Origin of the sequence: Pseudomonas sp. S3(2024) (assembly GCF_036861315.1) — a bacterium.
Taxonomy (GTDB): Bacteria; Pseudomonadota; Gammaproteobacteria; order Pseudomonadales; family Pseudomonadaceae; genus Aquipseudomonas; species Aquipseudomonas putida_A.
Genome location: NZ_JAZAQQ010000007.1, coordinates 103,022 through 120,581, shown reverse-complemented (window position 1 = coordinate 120,581; position 17,560 = coordinate 103,022). Strand labels below are relative to the sequence as shown.

General features: G+C 60.4%; 20 protein-coding genes. 5 read left to right on the top strand and 15 right to left on the bottom strand.

The features are described 5' to 3' along the window. Window positions 1-105 precede the first annotated feature (105 nt). The 6 genes from VLA07_RS18775 to VLA07_RS18750 form a co-directional block, all read right to left on the bottom strand. A complete protein-coding gene (locus VLA07_RS18775) occupies window positions 106-1,134 on the bottom strand; it encodes a DNA topoisomerase IB (RefSeq protein WP_333990405.1) in 1,029 nt (342 codons plus the stop codon). 69 nt (window positions 1,135-1,203) lie between these two features. Further along, window positions 1,204-2,283: a molybdenum ABC transporter ATP-binding protein gene (modC, locus tag VLA07_RS18770; RefSeq protein ID WP_333990404.1), complete on the bottom strand. Its 1,080-nt coding sequence runs from the start codon at window positions 2,281-2,283 to the stop codon at window positions 1,204-1,206. Window positions 2,284-2,286: 3 nt separating this feature from the next. Next, window positions 2,287-2,967 carry a molybdate ABC transporter permease subunit gene (gene modB, locus VLA07_RS18765; protein WP_003225407.1) on the bottom strand — a complete coding sequence of 227 codons (681 nt, stop codon included), beginning with the start codon at window positions 2,965-2,967 and terminating at the stop codon, window positions 2,287-2,289. Continuing rightward, a complete protein-coding gene (gene modA, locus VLA07_RS18760) occupies window positions 2,968-3,735 on the bottom strand; it encodes a molybdate ABC transporter substrate-binding protein (protein ID WP_333990403.1) in 768 nt (255 codons plus the stop codon). It abuts the gene before it with no gap. A gap of 168 nt (window positions 3,736-3,903) precedes the next feature. Continuing rightward, window positions 3,904-4,968, bottom strand: coding sequence for an NAD(P)H-dependent flavin oxidoreductase (locus tag VLA07_RS18755; protein WP_333990402.1), 1,065 nt, complete (start codon window positions 4,966-4,968; stop codon window positions 3,904-3,906). Window positions 4,969-5,069: 101 nt separating this feature from the next. After that, entirely contained in the window at window positions 5,070-7,532 is a 2,463-nt protein-coding gene (locus VLA07_RS18750; protein WP_330206041.1) for an autotransporter, read from the bottom strand. A gap of 188 nt (window positions 7,533-7,720) precedes the next feature. Between VLA07_RS18750 and acuI the strand changes: the two genes are divergently transcribed. Continuing rightward, entirely contained in the window at window positions 7,721-8,704 is a 984-nt protein-coding gene (gene acuI, locus VLA07_RS18745; protein WP_333990401.1) for an acrylyl-CoA reductase (NADPH), read from the top strand. 61 nt (window positions 8,705-8,765) lie between these two features. After that, window positions 8,766-9,224: a GyrI-like domain-containing protein gene (locus VLA07_RS18740; RefSeq protein ID WP_333990398.1), complete on the top strand. Its 459-nt coding sequence runs from the start codon at window positions 8,766-8,768 to the stop codon at window positions 9,222-9,224. On the opposite strand, the gene ada is transcribed toward VLA07_RS18740, so the two are convergent. The 5 genes from ada to VLA07_RS18715 all read right to left on the bottom strand — a co-directional run bounded on the left by ada (window position 9,221) and on the right by VLA07_RS18715 (window position 12,354). Continuing rightward, window positions 9,221-10,288 carry a bifunctional DNA-binding transcriptional regulator/O6-methylguanine-DNA methyltransferase Ada gene (gene ada, locus VLA07_RS18735; RefSeq protein ID WP_333990395.1) on the bottom strand — a complete coding sequence of 356 codons (1,068 nt, stop codon included), beginning with the start codon at window positions 10,286-10,288 and terminating at the stop codon, window positions 9,221-9,223. The two genes, VLA07_RS18740 and ada, sit on opposite strands and share 4 nt — an antisense overlap. Window positions 10,289-10,374: 86 nt before the next feature. Beyond that, a complete protein-coding gene (gene alkB / locus VLA07_RS18730; protein ID WP_333990780.1) occupies window positions 10,375-11,040 on the bottom strand; it encodes a DNA oxidative demethylase AlkB in 666 nt (221 codons plus the stop codon). 5 nt (window positions 11,041-11,045) lie between these two features. Continuing rightward, entirely contained in the window at window positions 11,046-11,756 is a 711-nt protein-coding gene (locus VLA07_RS18725; protein WP_027612689.1) for a 2OG-Fe(II) oxygenase, read from the bottom strand. Window positions 11,757-11,850: 94 nt separating this feature from the next. Further along, on the bottom strand, window positions 11,851-12,021 hold the full coding sequence (locus VLA07_RS18720) for a hypothetical protein (protein ID WP_096796544.1): 171 nt from the start codon (window positions 12,019-12,021) through the stop codon (window positions 11,851-11,853). 30 nt (window positions 12,022-12,051) lie between these two features. After that, entirely contained in the window at window positions 12,052-12,354 is a 303-nt protein-coding gene (locus VLA07_RS18715; protein WP_024164475.1) for a DUF1883 domain-containing protein, read from the bottom strand. A 212-nt stretch (window positions 12,355-12,566) separates the two neighbouring features. On the opposite strand from VLA07_RS18715, the gene VLA07_RS18710 reads away from it, so the two are divergent. Both VLA07_RS18710 and VLA07_RS18705 read left to right on the top strand, forming a co-directional pair. Beyond that, entirely contained in the window at window positions 12,567-12,923 is a 357-nt protein-coding gene (locus VLA07_RS18710; protein ID WP_027612690.1) for a hypothetical protein, read from the top strand. Window positions 12,924-12,995: 72 nt separating this feature from the next. Beyond that, entirely contained in the window at window positions 12,996-13,226 is a 231-nt protein-coding gene (locus VLA07_RS18705) for a hypothetical protein (protein WP_027612691.1), read from the top strand. Between the two features lie 3 nt (window positions 13,227-13,229). Here VLA07_RS18705 and VLA07_RS18700 read toward each other — a convergent pair whose 3' ends face one another. Both VLA07_RS18700 and VLA07_RS18695 read right to left on the bottom strand, forming a co-directional pair. Continuing rightward, window positions 13,230-13,517 carry a hypothetical protein gene (locus VLA07_RS18700; RefSeq protein WP_007964655.1) on the bottom strand — a complete coding sequence of 96 codons (288 nt, stop codon included), beginning with the start codon at window positions 13,515-13,517 and terminating at the stop codon, window positions 13,230-13,232. Between the two features lie 151 nt (window positions 13,518-13,668). Beyond that, window positions 13,669-13,854, bottom strand: coding sequence for a hypothetical protein (locus VLA07_RS18695; protein WP_007964653.1), 186 nt, complete (start codon window positions 13,852-13,854; stop codon window positions 13,669-13,671). Between the two features lie 258 nt (window positions 13,855-14,112). Between VLA07_RS18695 and galU the strand changes: the two genes are divergently transcribed. Continuing rightward, window positions 14,113-14,952: a UTP--glucose-1-phosphate uridylyltransferase GalU gene (galU, locus tag VLA07_RS18690; RefSeq protein WP_007912230.1), complete on the top strand. Its 840-nt coding sequence runs from the start codon at window positions 14,113-14,115 to the stop codon at window positions 14,950-14,952. 329 nt (window positions 14,953-15,281) lie between these two features. Here galU and VLA07_RS18685 read toward each other — a convergent pair whose 3' ends face one another. After that, the gene (locus tag VLA07_RS18685; RefSeq protein WP_135295891.1) at window positions 15,282-17,030 is read right to left on the bottom strand and encodes a phosphoethanolamine transferase CptA; all 1,749 of its coding nucleotides are present in this window, start codon (window positions 17,028-17,030) and stop codon (window positions 15,282-15,284) included. A gap of 199 nt (window positions 17,031-17,229) precedes the next feature. Beyond that, window positions 17,230-17,412 carry a DUF6026 family protein gene (locus tag VLA07_RS18680; protein WP_007964649.1) on the bottom strand — a complete coding sequence of 61 codons (183 nt, stop codon included), beginning with the start codon at window positions 17,410-17,412 and terminating at the stop codon, window positions 17,230-17,232. Window positions 17,413-17,560 lie beyond the last annotated feature (148 nt).

Genomic DNA, 17,560 nt, shown 5'->3' with positions numbered 1-17,560 from the left:
TCAGCGCTTATCGCGATTACATTTTCAGAAGGCTTGATTGTTCACTTTCTGCGGTCGTCCTGAAGGGGGGAAAGGTGGCTAGCCTAGATCACCCATCCAGCGCGATCAAGGCGCGTCCATCATTTGCTCGAGAAACATCGCCAGCGCCACTTCCTCGGAGCGCAAGCCCTTGCGCACCCGCGGGCGTGGCAGTTCAGCCAGCGCACCGAGCAGGAAGCGCTCGACCACCGCCGGATGGATGTAGCACTTGCGGCACACCGCCGGGGTGTTGCCCAGCTGTTTGGATACGCTCTTGACCATCTCCACTACGTGCCGTTTCGCCTCGGCTTCCGACTCCCATTGCAGTTCGCGCAATACCGCCAGAGCCAGTGCGCTGCCGGCCCAGGTGCGGTAATCCTTGGCGGTGAAGTCGGCACCGGTGAGGGTCTGCAGGTAGCTGTTGACGTCATGGGAACTGACGGTGTGCCGCTCGCCGTTTTCGTCCAGATACTGAAACAGATTCTGTCCGGGGATTTCCAGGCAGCGCTTGATGATGCGCGCCAGGCGACGATCCTTGACGGTGATCTGGTGTTCGATGCCGCTTTTGCCGCGAAACTGGAACAGGATCGCGCTGCCGTTGACCTCGACATGTCGGCTGCGCAGGGTGGTCAGGCCATAGGAGCGGTTGTCCCGCGCGTATTGGGTATTGCCGACACGAATCAATGTGGCGTCGAGCAGCGTGATGACCGTGGCCATGACTTTGTCGCGGCTGAAGCCGGGTGCGTCGAGCAGGGTTTCGAGCTGTTTGCGCAACTTCGGCAGCGCGAGGCCGAACTCACGCAAGCGCGAGTACTTGTCGGCATCACGCACCTCGCGCCAGCGCGGGTGATAGCGATACTGCTTGCGGCCCCGGGCATCGCGTCCGGTGGCCTGCAAATGGCCACGCGGATCGGCGCAGATCCACACGTCGGTGTAGGCCGGCGGCACTGCCAGCGAATTGATCCGTTTGATCTCATCAGGGTCGGTGATGCGCTGCCCGGCCGGATCGAAATAGGCGAACTTGCCGCGCAGCTTTTTACGGGTGAGGCCGGGTTGAGTATCGTCGACGTAATGCAGGTCGGGCGGTAAGACGTCGGCTAGTGCGGTGTCGGGCATGGCGGTGTCCTTGGCGAATCGCTCTGTTACAGCGATTGACCGCGCGCCGTGGCCGTCGTGCCAACCAATTCAGGCCAGCACGGCGACGGCCTTGATCTGCGCCCATAAATGCTGGCCCGGGTGGATGCCGAGCTGATCCCGGGAAAACCGCGTGATCCGCGCCAACAGCGGTGTGCCGCCGGCATCCAGACGAATCAGCACATGCGCGGCATTGTCCGCCGCCAGCTCGCTGACCACGGTCACCGGCAAGCGATTGAGGATGCTGCTGGCCTCGCTGTTGTGCAGGGCCAGACTGATGTCGCGGGCGTGCACCTTGCAGCGCAGAGCCTGACCGACCGCCATCGGCGCGTGAGTCACCCGGATGTTCATGGCAGTCGCCGGCAATTGCAGACTCAGCAACTGGTACTCGGCATCGTAGGCGCTGACCTGGCCTTCGATGATTACACCAGCGTCATCGCCCAACGCCATTGGCAGGTCAAGGCGCGCGAGGGTTTCGCCAATCGGGCCGCTGGCCAGGGCCTTGCCGTCGCTGAGCAGCACCAGATGATCGGCCAGGCGGGCGACCTCATCCTGCGCATGGCTGACGTACAGCACCGGGATGTCCAGCTCGTCGTGCAGACGTTGCAGGTATGGCAGGATTTCGTTTTTACGCTGACTGTCGAGGGCGGCCAGCGGCTCATCCATCAGCAACAGTTTCGGGCTGGTCAGCAACGCGCGGGCGATGCCGACACGTTGGCGTTCGCCGCCGGACAGATGCTGCGGATGACGCTCCAGCAAATGACCGATGCCCAGTAGTTCGGTGGCTTGCGCCATGTCGACCCGACGCTGGGCCTTGGCGATGCGTTTAAGGCCAAATTGCAGGTTGGCCAGCACTGACAGGTGCGGAAACAAACTGGCTTCCTGGAACACGTAACCCAGCGCACGTTTGTGCGGCGGGACAAAAATCCGCCGTTCGCTGTCCTGCCAGACTTCGTCGTTGATCTGGATGAAACCCTGCTCGGCGCGCTCAAGCCCGGCGATACAGCGCAGGCAAGTGGTTTTGCCCGACCCGGAATGGCCATACAGCGCAGTCACGCCACGCCCCGGCAAGTGCAGATCGACATCCAGGTTGAAACCCGGATAAGTGATTTTCAGACGTGCATCAATCATCGATCAGCTCCAACCCGCGCGGGTCTTGCGGCTGGAGTAGAGCGCCAGCAACACCAGAAACGAAAACACCAGCATCGCCCCGGCCAGCCAATGGGCCTGAGCATATTCCATCGCCTCGACATGGTCGTAGATCTGTACCGAGACCACGCGGGTCTTGTCGGGAATGTTGCCGCCGATCATCAGCACCACGCCGAATTCACCAACGGTATGCGCGAAACCGAGGATCGCCGCCGTCACGAAACCGGGGCGGGCCAACGGCAGGATCACGCTGAAAAAAGTGTCCCAGGGATTGGCGCGCAAGGTTGCGGCCACTTCCAGTGGGCGGGTGCCGATGGCAGAGAACGCGTTCTGCAACGGTTGCACCACAAACGGCATGGAATAGATCACCGAACCGATCACCAGCCCGGTAAAACTGAAGGTCAGAGTGCCCAGACCCAGCCATTGCGTGAAGTGGCCGAGAAAGCCATTGGGCCCCATCGCCAGCAGCAGATAAAAGCCGATCACGGTCGGCGGCAGTACGAGGGGCAGGGCGACGATAGCGCCGATGGGGCCACGCAGCCAGGAACGGCTGCGCGACAACCACAGGGCAATCGGCGTGCCGACGACCAGCAGGATAGCGGTGGTCAGGGACGCCAGTTTCAGGGTCAGCCAGATCGCCGCGAAGTCGGCACTCGTCAGCGACATTTAGAGTTGGTAACCGTAGGACTTGATCACCGCAGCGGCTTTCGGACCCTTGAGGTATTCAACCAGCGCTTTGGCGGCGGCGCTGTCCTTGCCTTTGTTGAGAATCACCGCGTCCTGTTTGATCGGGTCGTGCATGCTCGCTGGAACGATCCACGCCGAACCGCTGGTGACCTTGCCGTCCTTGTAGATCTGCGACAGTGCGACAAAACCCAGTTCGGCGTTGCCGGTGGACACGAACTGGTAGGCCTGGGTGATGTTCTGGCCTTCGACGATCTTCGCCTTGGTCGCCTCAGTCAGATTGAGTTTTTCCAGCATTTGAGTAGCGGCCAGACCGTATGGCGCGGCTTTCGGATTGGCGATGGACAGGTGCTGGTATTCATTCTTCTTCAGGACTTCACCTTTGGCGTCGACATAACCATCTTTCGCCGACCACAGCGCCAGGGTGCCGATGGCGTAGGTGAAGCGCGAACCCTTGACGGTGTCGCCTTCTTTTTCCAGTTTTTCCGGCGTGGTGTCGTCCGCCGAGAGGAACACTTCGAACGGCGCGCCGTTTTTGATCTGGGTATAGAACTGACCGGTGGCACCGTAGGCGGCGACCAGTTTGTGCCCGGTGTCTTTTTCGAAATCGGCAGCAATGGCCTGGATCGGCGCGGTGAAGTTGGCGGCAACGGCCACCTGCACTTCATCAGCCTGAGCGGTACCGAAGGCGAATACCGAAAGCAGGGTGGCCAGGCAGGTTGGGGCAAAACGTGGGGCACGAATGGTCATGTAACAGCTCCGTTATGGGCGAGTGCAGAGGGCAGTTATTGTTGGAGGTGGACTGCACCGATGCGAAGGGTGGAACGCTATATAGCGAAATATATAGCGAAATGCCGCTAAACAGGAAGTGCTGGTGAACACAGGGTGAGGTGGTGCCATGTCTCACCCTGCGCCGGATCAGCGGCGGAGCAGTTTTGCCAGAGCGCCATCCGCCAGTTGCCGGGTCAGATCAGCGCTGTTCAGCTCTTCGCCCAATGGGAACGCCTGACCGGCCCAGAGGTTGCTGAACTGCGCTTCACTTTTGGCACGCAACGGCATCAGCGCCCCGCCGGCCAGCGGGAAGGCCGGGGCTTTCGGTGACATCGGGCCGATTTCGCGCATCACCCGATTGAGAATGCCGCGAGCCGGGCGGCCGGTGAACAGGTTGGTAATCGCGGTTTCACTTTCCTTGGCGCTGCGCAGCGCCTGGTGATGCGAGGCGCTGACTTTCGCTTCCGGCGTGAACAGGTACGCGGTGCCAACCTGCACCGCCGATGCACCCAGCATCAACGCCGCCGCCACCCCTCGCGCATCGGCAATGGCGCCGGCAGCGATCACCGGCACCTTGACCGCATCGACGATCTGCGGCACCAGCGCAAAGGTGCCGACCTGACTGCTCAAATCATCGCTGAGAAACATCCCGCGATGCCCGCCAGCCTCGTAACCCATGGCGATGATCGCGTCGCAACCGTTTTGCTCAAGCCACATCGCTTCATCGACAGTGGTGGCGGACGAGAGGATTTTCGCACCCGTGGCCTTGACCCGATCCAGCAGGGATTTTTCCGGCAGACCAAAGTGAAAGCTCACCACCTCAGGACGAAACTCTTCGAGCACGGCGCACGCTGCCGCATCGAATGGCGCGCGGTTGGAAACCGGTGTCGGTGCGTCGAAATCGACGCCCAATTCGCGGTAGTAAGGCTCCAGCAGGTTTTTCCAGTCTTGCGCGCGCTGTTCATCGGCGGCCGGTGGCTGGTGGCAGAAGAAATTGACGTTGAACGGTTTGCGGGTGTGCTCGCGAATGGTCTTCAGCTCTTCGCGCAACTGCTCGATGCTCAGCATTGCGGCAGGCATCGAACCCAAGCCGCCGGCGTTGCACACGGCGATCACCATTGCCGAAGTCGTGGCGCCGGCCATCGGGGCCTGAATGATCGGCAGCTCGATGCCGAGCAGGTCAAGAATGCGAGTGTCAGGCCATTGGCTCATGAAAGCGGTTCTCCGAACGATGAAACGGGGCAGGGACGGCAGAGCCGGTTTTTTAACAGCAAAACCGGACTCGGGGCCAGTCTGAATTTTCAATGCAGCCATCAGCGGCGATGAAAACCGCCGCCCCCGCCGCCCCCAAATGAGCGGTTCATGACTTGCGAGGAGTTGTGAAAGTTGTTGGTGCGCTGGTTGCCGAAGTTGCGCGCAGCAGACTCGCGATTGAGGTTCTGCAGTTGCGCATTGTTGTTGACCGGCGCCGTGCGGGCCGGGCTGCCCTTGACCATCGATTGCCAGCCGTTGTCGGTTTTCTTGTAGACGTTGCCGTCGCGCCCGGCATAGACGTTGTCGCCAACCCGTGCGGCGCCGCCGTTGCGGCCTTTCACGCCGGCATACTGCGTGGTCTTGTCGGTGTTGGGGTTGTACACCGCGCCACGATTGGCGGTGACCTGGGTGCCGGTGCGAGCATTACCTGCGGTGACCCGGCCACCGGCGATGGCGCCACCATTCGGCCCGACCACTTCACCGCTACGTCCAGCCGCGTAGTTGCCGGTGTAGGCGTTGTGCACCGCGCCGCGTTGGCCTGCCGCCGCAATACCGGTGCGCGAGTTATAGGACGAGCCAACCTGACCGGCCCAGCGATTGCCGGTCCAGGCGTTGTATCCGGCGCCATAGCGACTCACCGTCGCGCGATCCCCCCACTGACGATAAATGTTGCCGGTGGTGCCTGCCCAGCCACCGGGCCCCCAGGCCACAGCACCGCCACGATAGCCATAAGCGGCGCCGCCCCAGGCCAGTGGCGCGGGGTACAGGCGCGGGCCCCAGGCGTAACCCCAGCCGTAATTGCCCCACCATGGATAAGCGCCCCAGCCCCAACCCATCGCCACGGTGTTGCCGCCCCAGCTCCAGCCGAAGCCGAAACCGAAGGTCCAGCCTGTCCACGGCGTATAGCGCATGGCGACGCCGAAACCGTAGGTCACCGGTGGCCCGTACCAGACGCTGCCGACCCACGGCGTGTAAGGATAACCGGTGCCGTAGACCACCACGCCGGTGGCCGGATCCAGATTCGACCCTTGATAACCCGAGGTATAGCCGACCACCACGGTGTCGCCGCTGGACTCATAGACTTTGACGTAGGTGAGGTAATGCATCGGCGAACTCGGCGGGATCGAATAGATCACCGCCGGCACCGAACTGGCGACGCTCCATGGTCCGTTCACCGAGGTGGCGCTGAACCAGATACCGTTTTCCACCGCATACCAGTTGTCGTTGTCGACACGAATAATCGGCGTCGCGCTGTTGACCACGTATTGCAGTGATGTGGGGTTGATCGCCTTGAGTTGCGGTTCGCCATCGAACTGAGGTGCGGTCATTTTCACTGCGCTTTTCTTGATCGCCGAGGTTTGCGGGATGGTCGCCGCGATCGCGGCTTCCTTGGCCTGTGGCGTGCCGGCGACCGAGGCCTTGACGTTCTCTTTCGGGCTGTCGTCCGGGATGTTGGCGAAATCTGCCGGTAGTTTGTCCGCTGGGGTAAACGTCCATGGGCCGCGCATGTCGGCAGCGCGAAACCAGCGCCCGGAGATCAGCACGTAACTGTTCTGGTCACCGATTTCCTTGAAGATGTGCCCGGTGGTGTTGCTCACGTAGAGCAGACTGGTGCCCTGAATCGGTAGCCACTGCGGCGCGCCGTCGGTGACGATCAGTTCGGTGGGCGTGGTGGCGATGAAGATTTTCGGCTGCGGCGGTCTGGCCAGATTTGGCACCTTGTCTTTCGGATCACTCTGCCCGGTCAGCAGATCGACCTGACGGCTCTGGATCGCCGCCTGTTTGGCCTTCTCCAGATCGGCTGGCGGCGAGGTCAGACGGGTGTATTCGCCGCTGAGGCTGTCAGCGACCATCCAGCCATCGAACACGTGCAGGTAGTGCTTGCCCTCGGCGTCCTTGAGCAATAGCGGGCGGGTGTTGATCACCCGTTGCAGCGCAGTGCCATCGACCGCCCGGTACACGGCGTCGCCATCGATGTAGACGAGCAGTGCGGGAACGTCGGAACTGATGATCGTCGGCGGGGTGTTTTCCAGCGGCGCGCTGTCGGCTTTCTGCTCGGCCGACAGCACGCCGACGGCGGCTTCAAGTTGATCGAGGGAGATGGTTTTCTTGCGACTTTCGGCATCTTTCTGCAGCGCGCCGAGCCAGACGTCGGCCTGACTGGCGTCGGCAGGGAAGTCGGCCTTGATGATCTTGTACTGATCCAGTGCGACCCAGCGCGTGGCCTTGTCGACCAGCGTGTGCGCGCTGAACTGGACGATGCCGAAGGTGGGTTTGCCGTCGGCGCCGGTGGCTTCGACGGCAGCCCGGGCATTGAGGGTGTAGCCATCCCAGCTGTCGAGTTGCGGCTGGTACACGGTCAGTTTGGCCTTGCCGCTGGTGATCACTTGCGGCCACGTCGGAGCGCTGGCGGCAGCGTCGGCAGCAGCAGGTTTGCTGGCGGTAGCCGGGGCCGCCCAAGTGTCGCCAACGGTCAGCAGGCACAGCATCAGTATCGCAAGCAACGAGCGCGGGTAAGACATTGTCAGCTCCATCGACAGGGCCGCTTTCAGCAGGATGGCAGCGAAAGCACGGCCGTCGAAAAAGCATAGTCGCCCGCTCTGGAATTACTGGGCGGATTTGCGAATTGGCGCAAAGTCGGGTGGGGCAATGTGTTGCTTTGTGTTATTTCAGGGCACGAGTATTTGAATCCATTGATTGAGAGGCAGCCATGTTCAACGGCATTTTGATCGACAAAGACGACAGCGGATATCGCGCCAGCCTGCAGCAGATCAGCGAAGCGCAGTTGCCTGAAGGCGACGTGACGGTGAAGGTCGCGTACAGCACGCTGAACTTCAAGGACGGTCTGGCGATTACTGGCAGCAGCCCTGTGGTGCGCAAGTTTCCGATGGTGCCGGGGATCGACTTGGCGGGCACGGTCGAGGTCAGTTCGCATCCCGATTACCAGGTCGGTGATCAGGTGCTGCTCAACGGCTGGGGCGTGGGCGAGAGTCACTGGGGCGGGCTGGCGCAAAAGGCGCGGCTCAATGGCGACTGGCTGATTCCGTTGCCCAAAGGCTTTACCGCGGCGCAAGCCATGGCCATTGGTACCGCCGGCTACACGGCGATGCTGTGCATTCTGGCGCTGGAGCGTAACGGCGTGTCCCCGGATCAGGGCGAAGTGCTGGTGACCGGCGCCAATGGCGGAGTGGGCAGTTTCGCCATCGCCTTGCTCAGCAAACTCGGTTATCGCGTGGTGGCGTCCACCGGCCGGGTGTCCGAGCATGAGTACCTGAAGCAACTGGGTGCCAGCGAGATCATCGATCGCGCAACTTTGTCTGAGCCGGGCAAGCCCTTGGCTAAGGAACGCTGGGCCGCAGTGATCGATTCGGTCGGCAGTCACACCTTGGCCAACGCCTGTGCCAGCACCCGCGCCGAAGGCACGGTGGCGGCCTGCGGCTTGGCTCAAGGCATGGATTTTCCGGCGTCGGTGGCGCCGTTCATTTTGCGCGGCGTGACGCTGGCGGGGATCAACAGCGTAACTCAGCCCAAAGCGCGGCGGATCGAGGCCTGGGCGCGTCTGGCCAAGGATCTGGACTTCGCCCTGTTGCCAGTGATCAGTCACGAAATCGCCCTGAGCGAGGCCATCGATGCGGCACCTGAACTGCTTGCCGGACAGCTTCGCGGCAGGGTTGTGGTCGACGTCAATCGCTGACAGAGTAGGCGTCATTGCGGCCCTGTGTGGCCGCGCTTCTATACAGGGAGCCGCAATTTCGATGGATTTGAAACGACAGCAAATCGACGCCTTTACCGTTGCCGGCCTGCGCGTTCGCACCACCAACACCGCAGAGCACCAAGCCGAAACCGCGAAAATTGGCCCGATGTGGGGCCGGTTTTTCGGCGAGGAATTGGCCGAAACCATTCCCGGCAAGTCAGCCCATTCGCCGATTTATGGCGTGTATTCGGCTTACGAGTCGGATGCCTCGGGGGAGTTCGATGTCACTGCCGGCGTTGCCGTGAATGCTTCAGTCAAAGACTTCGAGTCCGTGCGGATCGAAGCGGGCGAGTATCTGGTGTTCGAAGCGCAGGGGCCGTTGCCTGATGCGGTCATCTCGACCTGGGGAAAGATCTGGGACTTCTTTGCAGCCAATCCGCAGATTCAGCGCCGTTACGCTACCGACTTCGAGGCCTATACCGGCCCCGAGTCCGTGTCGGTCTACATCGGCGTGCGCTAAGACTGGGTTTCGCGTTCCAGCAACTGGCGCTTACGCTCTACGCCCCAGCGATACCCCGACAGATTGCCATCGCTACGCACCACGCGATGGCAGGGGATTGCCACGGCCAGACGGTTGGCGCCGCAGGCTTGCGCCACGGCGCGCATGGAGGTCGGCGCGCCAATTCGCTGAGCGATCTCCGCGTAACTGGCGGTGCAACCCACTGGAATCTCCCGCAACGCCTGCCACACCCGTTCCTGAAACGCTGTGCCACGCACATCCAGTGGCAAGTCGAGGCCTAGCGCTGGCGCTTCGATGAAACCCACCACCTTGGCAATCAACTGCTCGAAGCTGGCATCGGCGCCAATCAGGTTTGCGTTGCGGAACTGATCCTGCAGATCGCACACCAGTTGATGCGGATCGTCGCCCAACAGAATCGCGCACACGCCGCGCTCACTCTGTGCCACCAGAATCGCCCCGAGGGAACATTGGCCAACGGCAAAATGAATGTCGTTGTTGCGACCGGCAGCGCGATAGTCACCGGGTTTCATGCCCAATACCTTGTCGGCTGCCTCATAAAAGCGGCTGTTGGAATTGAATCCCGCGTCGTACAGCGCATCGGTCACCGTGCCGCCATCCGCGAGCCGTTCACGCACCCGGCGCGAACGATGCGCCGCCGCGTAACCCTTTGGTGTCAGGCCGGTTGCGGCCTTGAACACCCGATGAAAATGGAAAGGGCTGAGGCCGGCGGTTTCGGCGAGTTCATTGAGTGCGGGCACTGTTTCACTCGACTCGATCTGCCGACAGGCCATCGCCACGGTCGCGGCGTGCTGGCTGGCGACTTCAGTCTGATCCTTGCTGGTGCGCTTGCTTGGGCGGTAACCCGCCGCCTCGGCAGCTTGAGCACTTTCGAAGAACTCGACGTTCTGCGGCTTGGGCAAACGTGAAAGGCTGCTGGGGCGGCAATAGATGCCGGTGGTTTTCACCGCATAGACAAACTGCCCGTCGGCCCGCGGGTCCCGTGCAACGACGGCGGCCCAGCGTGGATCGGTTTCAACGTTGATGAGGGGCGAAAGCTTTTTCATGGCGAGTAGTCCGTTGACCTGTTTGATTCAGGTTAACCAGCGGCAATGTTGGTAACACTCCGGGCCTTGCGGTCAAACTTTTCAGATCACCCGGCGACACGCAAGGTCAGGTTGATCCGGCGTTCGCCCAACTGCGGATGCCGCCCGGGTTTGATCGGCAGCACGCCGTGAAAGCGCAAGCGATCAACCCCGCCCCAGACCACCATGTCGCCGTGCAGCAGAGGAATGCGCTGGCTCTTGTCGCTGCGGGCAAAACCACCGAACAGGAACATCGCCGGCAAACCCATGGACAGAGAAACGATCGGCGCCGCGTAGGCATTTTCGTCTTTGTCCTGATGCAAAGACATTTTCGCGCCGGGGACATATTGGTTGATCAGGCAGGAGTCTGGATTAAAGTCGGCAAATCCAGCGCGCTGTGCTGCTTTGCGCGCCAGTTCTGACAACACTTCTGGCATCGCCGGCCAGGGCTGGCCACTCAGCGGGTCGACGGTGCTGTAGCGATAACCGCTACGGTCGGTGATCCAGCCCAGGGTTCCGCAACTGCTGGTGCCCACCGACATGCTGAAACCGCCCGGGGTCATCATGTGGCGCAACGGTGCTACGGCGAGAATGGCTTCCAGCGCTGGCAACAGTTGATCGATCACCGGCAGGGCGAAGCCGCGCAACACCCACGATTGTTCGCCGATCTGCTCGGCGCGGGGTTGTTGCTCGGGTTCGTGGTCGGCGAACAGGTCGAAGGTGGTCGGGTGCATGGCGTTCATGATGCGTCGTGGAAGATGATGCCCAGAGTATGCCGATTTCCGCTGTGCAGGCGACTGACGCCGTGACGCATGGTCACTCGATAATCGCCGCGTGTGCCGCTGACCGGGCGCTGGTTGACCGCGAATATAACCGCGTCACCCTTGTGCAGAGCCACAACGTGCGGGCGCGACTGCATGCGTGGACGCTGCTCGGTCAGAACGAACTCACCACCGGTAAAATCCTCTCCGGGCTGCGACAGAAGAATCGCCACTTGCAGTGGGAAAACCAGTTCTCCGTACAGATCCTGATGCAGGCAGTTGTAGTCCTGCGGGCCGTATTGCAACAGCAAGGGTGTCGGCCGCAGTTGGCCGGCAGCCTGACAGCGCTGCACAAACTCGGAATGGGTTGCGGGAAAGCGTACAGGCACATTCATGCGTTCGTACCAGCGGTTGGCCAGTGGCACCAGGCGCGGGTAAAACGCAGTGCGCAGACGTTCGATGGCTGTCGGCAGGGGATAGCTGAAGTACTTGTATTCCCCGCGACCGAAACCGTGGCGGGCCATGATGACCTGCGAACGAAACGGTTCGGTCTGCGAATACAGGGCGCTCAAGCGTTCACAGGTTTGCGCCGACAGCAACGAGCGGACGATGGCATAGCCATATTGATCCAGATGCTGTTCGAGGCTTGCCCAATCGAGCGCATCCAGCCGAGACGGGGACATTGACATGCTGACTCCTGAACCCTTTGGTCGAGGCTGTCAGTCTGGGCAAATCCCGGCGGCAGAACACTCCGCCGCTTGCGGTCGAATCCCGAGTGTTGCGTTACAGGGCTTTGCTCACGGCGATGTCGCTGATCACGTCTTCGGTGGTGCCATGGATGGCGTCCAGTGCGGCCTTGGCCTCTTCGACGGTGCCGTTTTCCAGTTGCGCGAACTCGAAACGGCGTTCACCGTTGAGCTTGTATTTGATGACGTATTTGGTCGTTTGGGCCACGGTCGTGCTTACCTTTGTGTCAGGGGCGACTCAGCTCAGTTTGGAGCTGGAGCGGCGGATGATCTTGATCGAGTGGGTCAGGGTCGGCTTGCGCGTGACGCTGATGGCGCGACGGTTGACGGTGTCGATGGTGATGTTCCAGAAACCGGTGCTCGGCGCGGTGATGCGTGCAGGAAACGTGTCGAAAGCGCCGCCGTGGTAGGTGTGGCGGCCGCCGTTCTTGAACGCGCGGAAGTTGGCGTCGTTCATCAAGCGGATGTTGCAGGTTTGCGAGCATTGGATGACGACGATGTCGTCTTCGTTGAGGTGCTCGCGCTGGTGAATGAATTTCATGGGCGCCTCCAGAAGGGCTTTTTCTACTAAATCAAAACGATAGCATGTGCGATTGGCGCAGTTTATCAGCCCGAACGGGTTATTATCCCGCCGTCGAGCGCTGCTTTGACAATTAAAAACAGTTATTCGCGATTCCATGCGGGTTTAATGGAGTAAGCCTCGGAGAAAAATGGCATTACTGCTGTCCGAGGGTCTTTATGGGAGGTATTTGTATGAAGTGGGGTGTGGTGTGTCTGCCGTTGATGTTGGTCGTGGGTGGTTGCGCGAGTGTTTCCGAAATCAACGAAACCTTGCCCACCATGAGCGTGATTTCCGGCAAGAAACCCCATGAGTATGCTCAGTGCCTGGCCGACAAGCTTGCCAACAGCCGAGGCGCGCTGCAGATGCAGCCGCACAAGGATGGCGTGCGAGTGATTGTTCCCGGGAAATTTTCCACCGGCGCGGCTGCGGTGTTTGATATCGAAGACCGTTCCGGCGGCAGCAGCATCAAGCTGCATGAGCGGATGTCCAATGTGCCGGTTCGTCCCCGTGACGTGCAAAACGCCGCCAATGCCTGTATTTCCGGCTGATAGAATAGCGTCCATCAGCACCGATGCCGTCACAGTCTTGCTGTGGCGGCATTTTCATTTCTGGAGTCGCGCATGAAGCGAGAGCAAGTACGGGAACGGCATGCAGAGGGCCTTATCTCTGCCACGCATGTGATTCAAAATCCGGCGAACTCGGGCGAGTGGATCGTGTTTTTCAAGAAGAGCGCCGGTCGCAGCTATTTTCTGGTGGACGATAACGACGAAGTCGAATCCTTCGCCCGGCTCGACGACCTGATCGAGATCGTGCGCGGGCTCGGGATCAAGTTCGCCGAGATCCACATGTAGGGTCTATTTGCAGACCACCACCACACTGCGGTTCTTGTAGTTGCCGACGTCGACCCCCAGGGTTTTGTCACTCTCCTTGGGCGCCGGCGTGCCGTCGGTTCCGACGATGCGATAGCCGGTGCCGGCGCAGGAGGCGTCAGCCTTCTCGTAGCAGGTGGCCCAGGAGTTGGCTTCCCCGGAGCAGTCGATGCTCAAACCCTGTTCGCCGTTGTTCAGGTAGGTGGTTTCCGAGGTGGCACAGCCACCGAGGGCCAATACCGCGATCAGCGGCAGCATTCTGTTCATGTTCATAAGTGTGTCGTCTTCAGCGAGGGAGGGGCTAAACGCTCTGACAGCGCCAGCATGAAAAGGTTATAGCGATTGGCCACTTGTTTTCATCATGCTGTGAGCGGCCACAAAAAAGCCCTGCACAAGGGCAGGGCTCGGCGCGTGTCGCAACAGATCAGTCCTGATCTTTGCCACGGCGTTTGGACGACGCAGGGGTGTCGGTGAATACCGACGCTACATCAGTCGCCAGCTGCTCGCTGTCGAAAGGACCGGCGATGTGTTCGCCATTGGTCGTGGTCAGGTTCCACTTGCCGTCTTTCTTGTCGATCACATACCCGTTGATGATTTTTACCGCGGCCATCTATCTGTCTCGTTCGCTGGTTCAAAGGCGCCATGATACCGACAAATCCTCACATTGGGGGATGATGAGCGTATGGTGATGCAGCGCATTTGCGTGTTTGAGCTACTCTGTTTTCGCGGGTCGAAGTCGCCAACGGAACTATCGGCGAGAATATTTCTCTATGTTGGCATCGGTTAGCCAGTGCGGGGCATTGTAAGGTGCACGCCGCCTGATTAGACTGCGCCGAAACTCGTACACACAGCCCTTTCAAGGACTTATATGATCAAGAAATGCTTGTTCCCAGCAGCCGGTTACGGTACTCGCTTCCTGCCAGCGACTAAAGCCATGCCCAAAGAAATGCTGCCGGTGGTAAACAAGCCACTGATCCAGTACGGCGTTGAAGAAGCTCTGGACGCTGGCCTGACTGAAATCTCGATCGTGACCGGTCGTGGCAAGCGCGCTCTGGAAGACCACTTCGACATCAGCTATGAGCTGGAAAACCAGATCAAAGGCACCGACAAGGAGAAATACCTGGTCGGCATCCGCAAGCTGCTGGACGAGTGCTCGTTCTCCTACACCCGTCAGACCGAAATGAAAGGTCTGGGTCACGCGATCCTCACCGGTCGCCCGCTGATCGGTGACGAGCCGTTCGCCGTGGTGTTGGCGGACGACTTGTGCGTCAACCTCGAAGGCGACGGCGTACTGACCCAGATGGTCAAGCTGTACAAGCAGTTCCGCTGCTCGATCATCGCCATTCAGGAAGTCGATCCGCAGGAAACCAGCAAGTACGGCGTGATCGCCGGCGAGATGATCCGCGACGACATCTACCGCGTACACAGCATGGTCGAGAAGCCAAAGCCGGAAGACGCGCCGTCGAACCTCGCAATCATTGGTCGTTACATTCTGACCCCGGACATCTTCGACCTGATCGAACAGACCGAGCCAGGCAAGGGTGGTGAAATCCAGATCACCGACGCCCTGATGAAGCAGGCCCAGAACGGCTGCGTCATGGCCTACAAGTTCAAGGGCAAGCGTTTTGACTGCGGTGGCGCCGAAGGCTACATCGAAGCGACCAACTTCTGCTTCGAGAACTTCTACAAGACCGGCAAGGCTTACTGATAGCGCCGGACCTGCATCGCGAAGGATGTGAAAGCACCCAAGTGAACGCATCCACAAACGCCCCGACTTGTTCGGGGCGTTTGTTTTTGTGCTGGAACAATCCTTGATCCTGGTGGTGCAATTTACTGGCGCCCTCTGAGCGCGCTGGCTGCTCTTTCAGGGCCGAGCATGCTGGCTGCTCCGATTTCCCTCAGGCGGTACAGTAGAGCCCCATAAAGCGGGCTTCCTGACCGCCCAAAACGAAAAAAGCTCCGTATCTTGCGATACGGAGCTTTTTCTTTATGCGTTACACCGGTTGCGATCTCTCGAAACCGATGCCTTCCGAGCGGTTACTGCTGCACGACATTCGCTGCGGCAGGGTCGACCTTTTTCGGCTTCATCAGGCTGAAGTCGATCAAGGCGCGCTGCTCGCGTTCGTACGGGTTGCCGATCATCAGCGGACGCGGTTTGAAGCTGTCGCTGACCAGACTCTTGCTGCGGTCCAGTTCATCGAAACTCAAACCGGCCATGTCCGCCCAAGTGTGGATCAGGTGCGAGCTGCTGTACGGCCGGCCGAGGTCGGCGGCGAAGTTCCAGTCGTGGTTCTCGCGCCATTTCGGCGACGCCCAGGCCATGAATGGAATGGTGTACATCGGCGCGGTCGGTTTGTTTTCGTTACGGCCGAGGGTGTTGTGGCCGGCGGAGTCGAACACGTCTTCACCGTGGTCGGAGAGGTACAGCAGGAAGCCGTTCGGATCGGACTTGGCGTAGTCCTTGATCAGGCTCGACACCACGAAATCGTTGTACAGCACGGCGTTGTCGTAGCTGTTGTAGGTCGGCACCTGATCGTCGCGCACACCGGCCGGCACGCCGGTACGGTCCTGGAACTTGTCGAAGGTCGGCGGATAACGGTACTGGTAGCTCATGTGAGTGCCGAGCAAGTGCACGACGATCAGCTTACGCTGCGCCGGGTCGGTCAGCGCTTTGTTGAACGGCTCGATCACGTCACCGTCGTACTGCGCGGCGTTCTGGTTGCGGTTGTTGTTCAGGTACACCTGCTCGTCGGCCTGCTCGGAGAAGGTCGTGAGCATAGTGTTGCGCTTGGTCATGGTCTGCTGGTTGGTGATCCAGAAGGTCTTGTAACCGGCCTGTTTCATCATGCTGACCAGCGACGGCGTGGACAGGTACAGATCAGGGTTCTCTTCGTCGGCGAAGGTCAGGACCTGCTGCAGCGCTTCAATGGTGTAAGGGCGCGGGGTGATGACGTTGTCGAATACCGCGAGCTGATCCTTGAGCTTGTCCAGTTCCGGGGTGGTCTTGCGTCCATAACCGTACAGGCTCATGCGCTGACGGTTGGTCGACTCGCCGATCACCAGCACCAGGGTCGACGGTTTATCGGCATCGGTCACCTTGAGGTTATGCAGCGGCGGCACTTTGCTGGTGCTGTGCAGCATGTCCTGCATGCCGGCCAGGGTGTCGAGGTAACGGTGGTAAGCCACCGCCATCTGCCAAGGCACGGCTGGCTCGATACGGTCTTCGAACTTCTCGAAACCGCCGGCGAAACTGCCGGTACGTTGGGTCTGTTTGATCAGCGGGTAGCCGACTACGGCGAAGACGATCGCGATCGCGGCCACGAACGCGCGGCCTCGGGGCATGTACACCGGGCGCAGGCGGGTCCACAGGAAGTAGGCGAAAGCGGTATGGGCGAGGAATGCCGGGATCATCCACCAGGCGAAGTACTGGGTCATGTATTCGCCGGCTTCAGAGATGTTCGACTCGAACATGATGAAGATGACGCTTTGCGAGAATTCCTGCTGATAGATGAAGAAATAACCCAGGCTGGCCATCGAGCAGGCCCACAGGACGATACCGATCAGCGCGGCCAGCAGTTTGGTGCGTTTGGGAAACGCCAGCATCGGGGCGAGCCACAGCGCGCTCATCACGAAGGCCTGACGGAAACCGCTGAAGCCGGAGGTGCCGGTCAGCTGAATCAACAGTTGGGTGATGCCCGAGAAATACCAGAAGAAAGCGAACAGCCAGAGAACCCCGGCCCAGTCGAAACCTGTCGCAGTCGTTTTGCTGCGTTTGAACAATGCCATTCAGCACTCCAGCTCATCGTCACTAACCACCGTCGGAGCGCTACATCAAACCGACGAACGGAAGCCGCGCGCAAACGCACGGCCAGAATGGGCCGGAGTATCACCAAGGCAGTGTGAAAACTTCGTTAGTTGCTGATCAGGGGCAGGGGAGCATCATGTCGGGAACGACAGGCGCCGTTCCCGAAGCCGGCGGGGCAGGTCAGGCGTGCGGATGGCGCTGGACCACCGGCAGAGGTTTGGGCTGAGCGCCCTGGGTCAGCGAGCGCAGCTGCGCCAGCTCCTGCTTCAACTGGTCGCGCTCGTCTTTCAACTGGCGCAATTCATCGCGACGGATCGTGACGTACAGGGTTTGTGGCGGCATTGCTGTGTGTACTGTGCCCATTGCTCACCTCGCAAATGGCGTGTCTCAACTGCAAATCGTCCCCGCGTCGGGGCTACTGACTTGCTATCGGCGCCAATTTTGATTTCTTTTGCCCGTGAATGGAACTTTTTTATTTTTCATGGTCGGTGTGTCTTCGGCAGGATTCGGG

Bases quoted from the DNA above. Each gene is read 5' to 3' on its own strand.
- VLA07_RS18705 (WP_027612691.1), top strand. From the start codon at position 12,996: ATGAAGCGAGAGCAAGTACGGGAACGGCATGCAGAGGGCCTTATCTCT.
- VLA07_RS18740 (WP_333990398.1), top strand. From the start codon at position 8,766: ATGGATTTGAAACGACAGCAAATCGACGCCTTTACCGTTGCCGGCCTG.
- VLA07_RS18755 (WP_333990402.1), bottom strand. From the start codon at position 4,968: ATGAGCCAATGGCCTGACACTCGCATTCTTGACCTGCTCGGCATCGAG.
- ada (WP_333990395.1), bottom strand. From the start codon at position 10,288: ATGAAAAAGCTTTCGCCCCTCATCAACGTTGAAACCGATCCACGCTGG.
- VLA07_RS18685 (WP_135295891.1), bottom strand. From the start codon at position 17,030: ATGGCATTGTTCAAACGCAGCAAAACGACTGCGACAGGTTTCGACTGG.
- VLA07_RS18775 (WP_333990405.1), bottom strand. From the start codon at position 1,134: ATGCCCGACACCGCACTAGCCGACGTCTTACCGCCCGACCTGCATTAC.
- galU (WP_007912230.1), top strand. From the start codon at position 14,113: ATGATCAAGAAATGCTTGTTCCCAGCAGCCGGTTACGGTACTCGCTTC.
- modB (WP_003225407.1), bottom strand. From the start codon at position 2,967: ATGTCGCTGACGAGTGCCGACTTCGCGGCGATCTGGCTGACCCTGAAA.
- VLA07_RS18710 (WP_027612690.1), top strand. From the start codon at position 12,567: ATGAAGTGGGGTGTGGTGTGTCTGCCGTTGATGTTGGTCGTGGGTGGT.
- VLA07_RS18680 (WP_007964649.1), bottom strand. From the start codon at position 17,412: ATGGGCACAGTACACACAGCAATGCCGCCACAAACCCTGTACGTCACG.
- VLA07_RS18715 (WP_024164475.1), bottom strand. From the start codon at position 12,354: ATGAAATTCATTCACCAGCGCGAGCACCTCAACGAAGACGACATCGTC.
- VLA07_RS18725 (WP_027612689.1), bottom strand. From the start codon at position 11,756: ATGTCAATGTCCCCGTCTCGGCTGGATGCGCTCGATTGGGCAAGCCTC.
- acuI (WP_333990401.1), top strand. From the start codon at position 7,721: ATGTTCAACGGCATTTTGATCGACAAAGACGACAGCGGATATCGCGCC.
- VLA07_RS18700 (WP_007964655.1), bottom strand. From the start codon at position 13,517: ATGAACATGAACAGAATGCTGCCGCTGATCGCGGTATTGGCCCTCGGT.
- VLA07_RS18695 (WP_007964653.1), bottom strand. From the start codon at position 13,854: ATGGCCGCGGTAAAAATCATCAACGGGTATGTGATCGACAAGAAAGAC.
- modA (WP_333990403.1), bottom strand. From the start codon at position 3,735: ATGACCATTCGTGCCCCACGTTTTGCCCCAACCTGCCTGGCCACCCTG.
- modC (WP_333990404.1), bottom strand. From the start codon at position 2,283: ATGATTGATGCACGTCTGAAAATCACTTATCCGGGTTTCAACCTGGAT.
- alkB (WP_333990780.1), bottom strand. From the start codon at position 11,040: ATGCACCCGACCACCTTCGACCTGTTCGCCGACCACGAACCCGAGCAA.
- VLA07_RS18750 (WP_330206041.1), bottom strand. From the start codon at position 7,532: ATGTCTTACCCGCGCTCGTTGCTTGCGATACTGATGCTGTGCCTGCTG.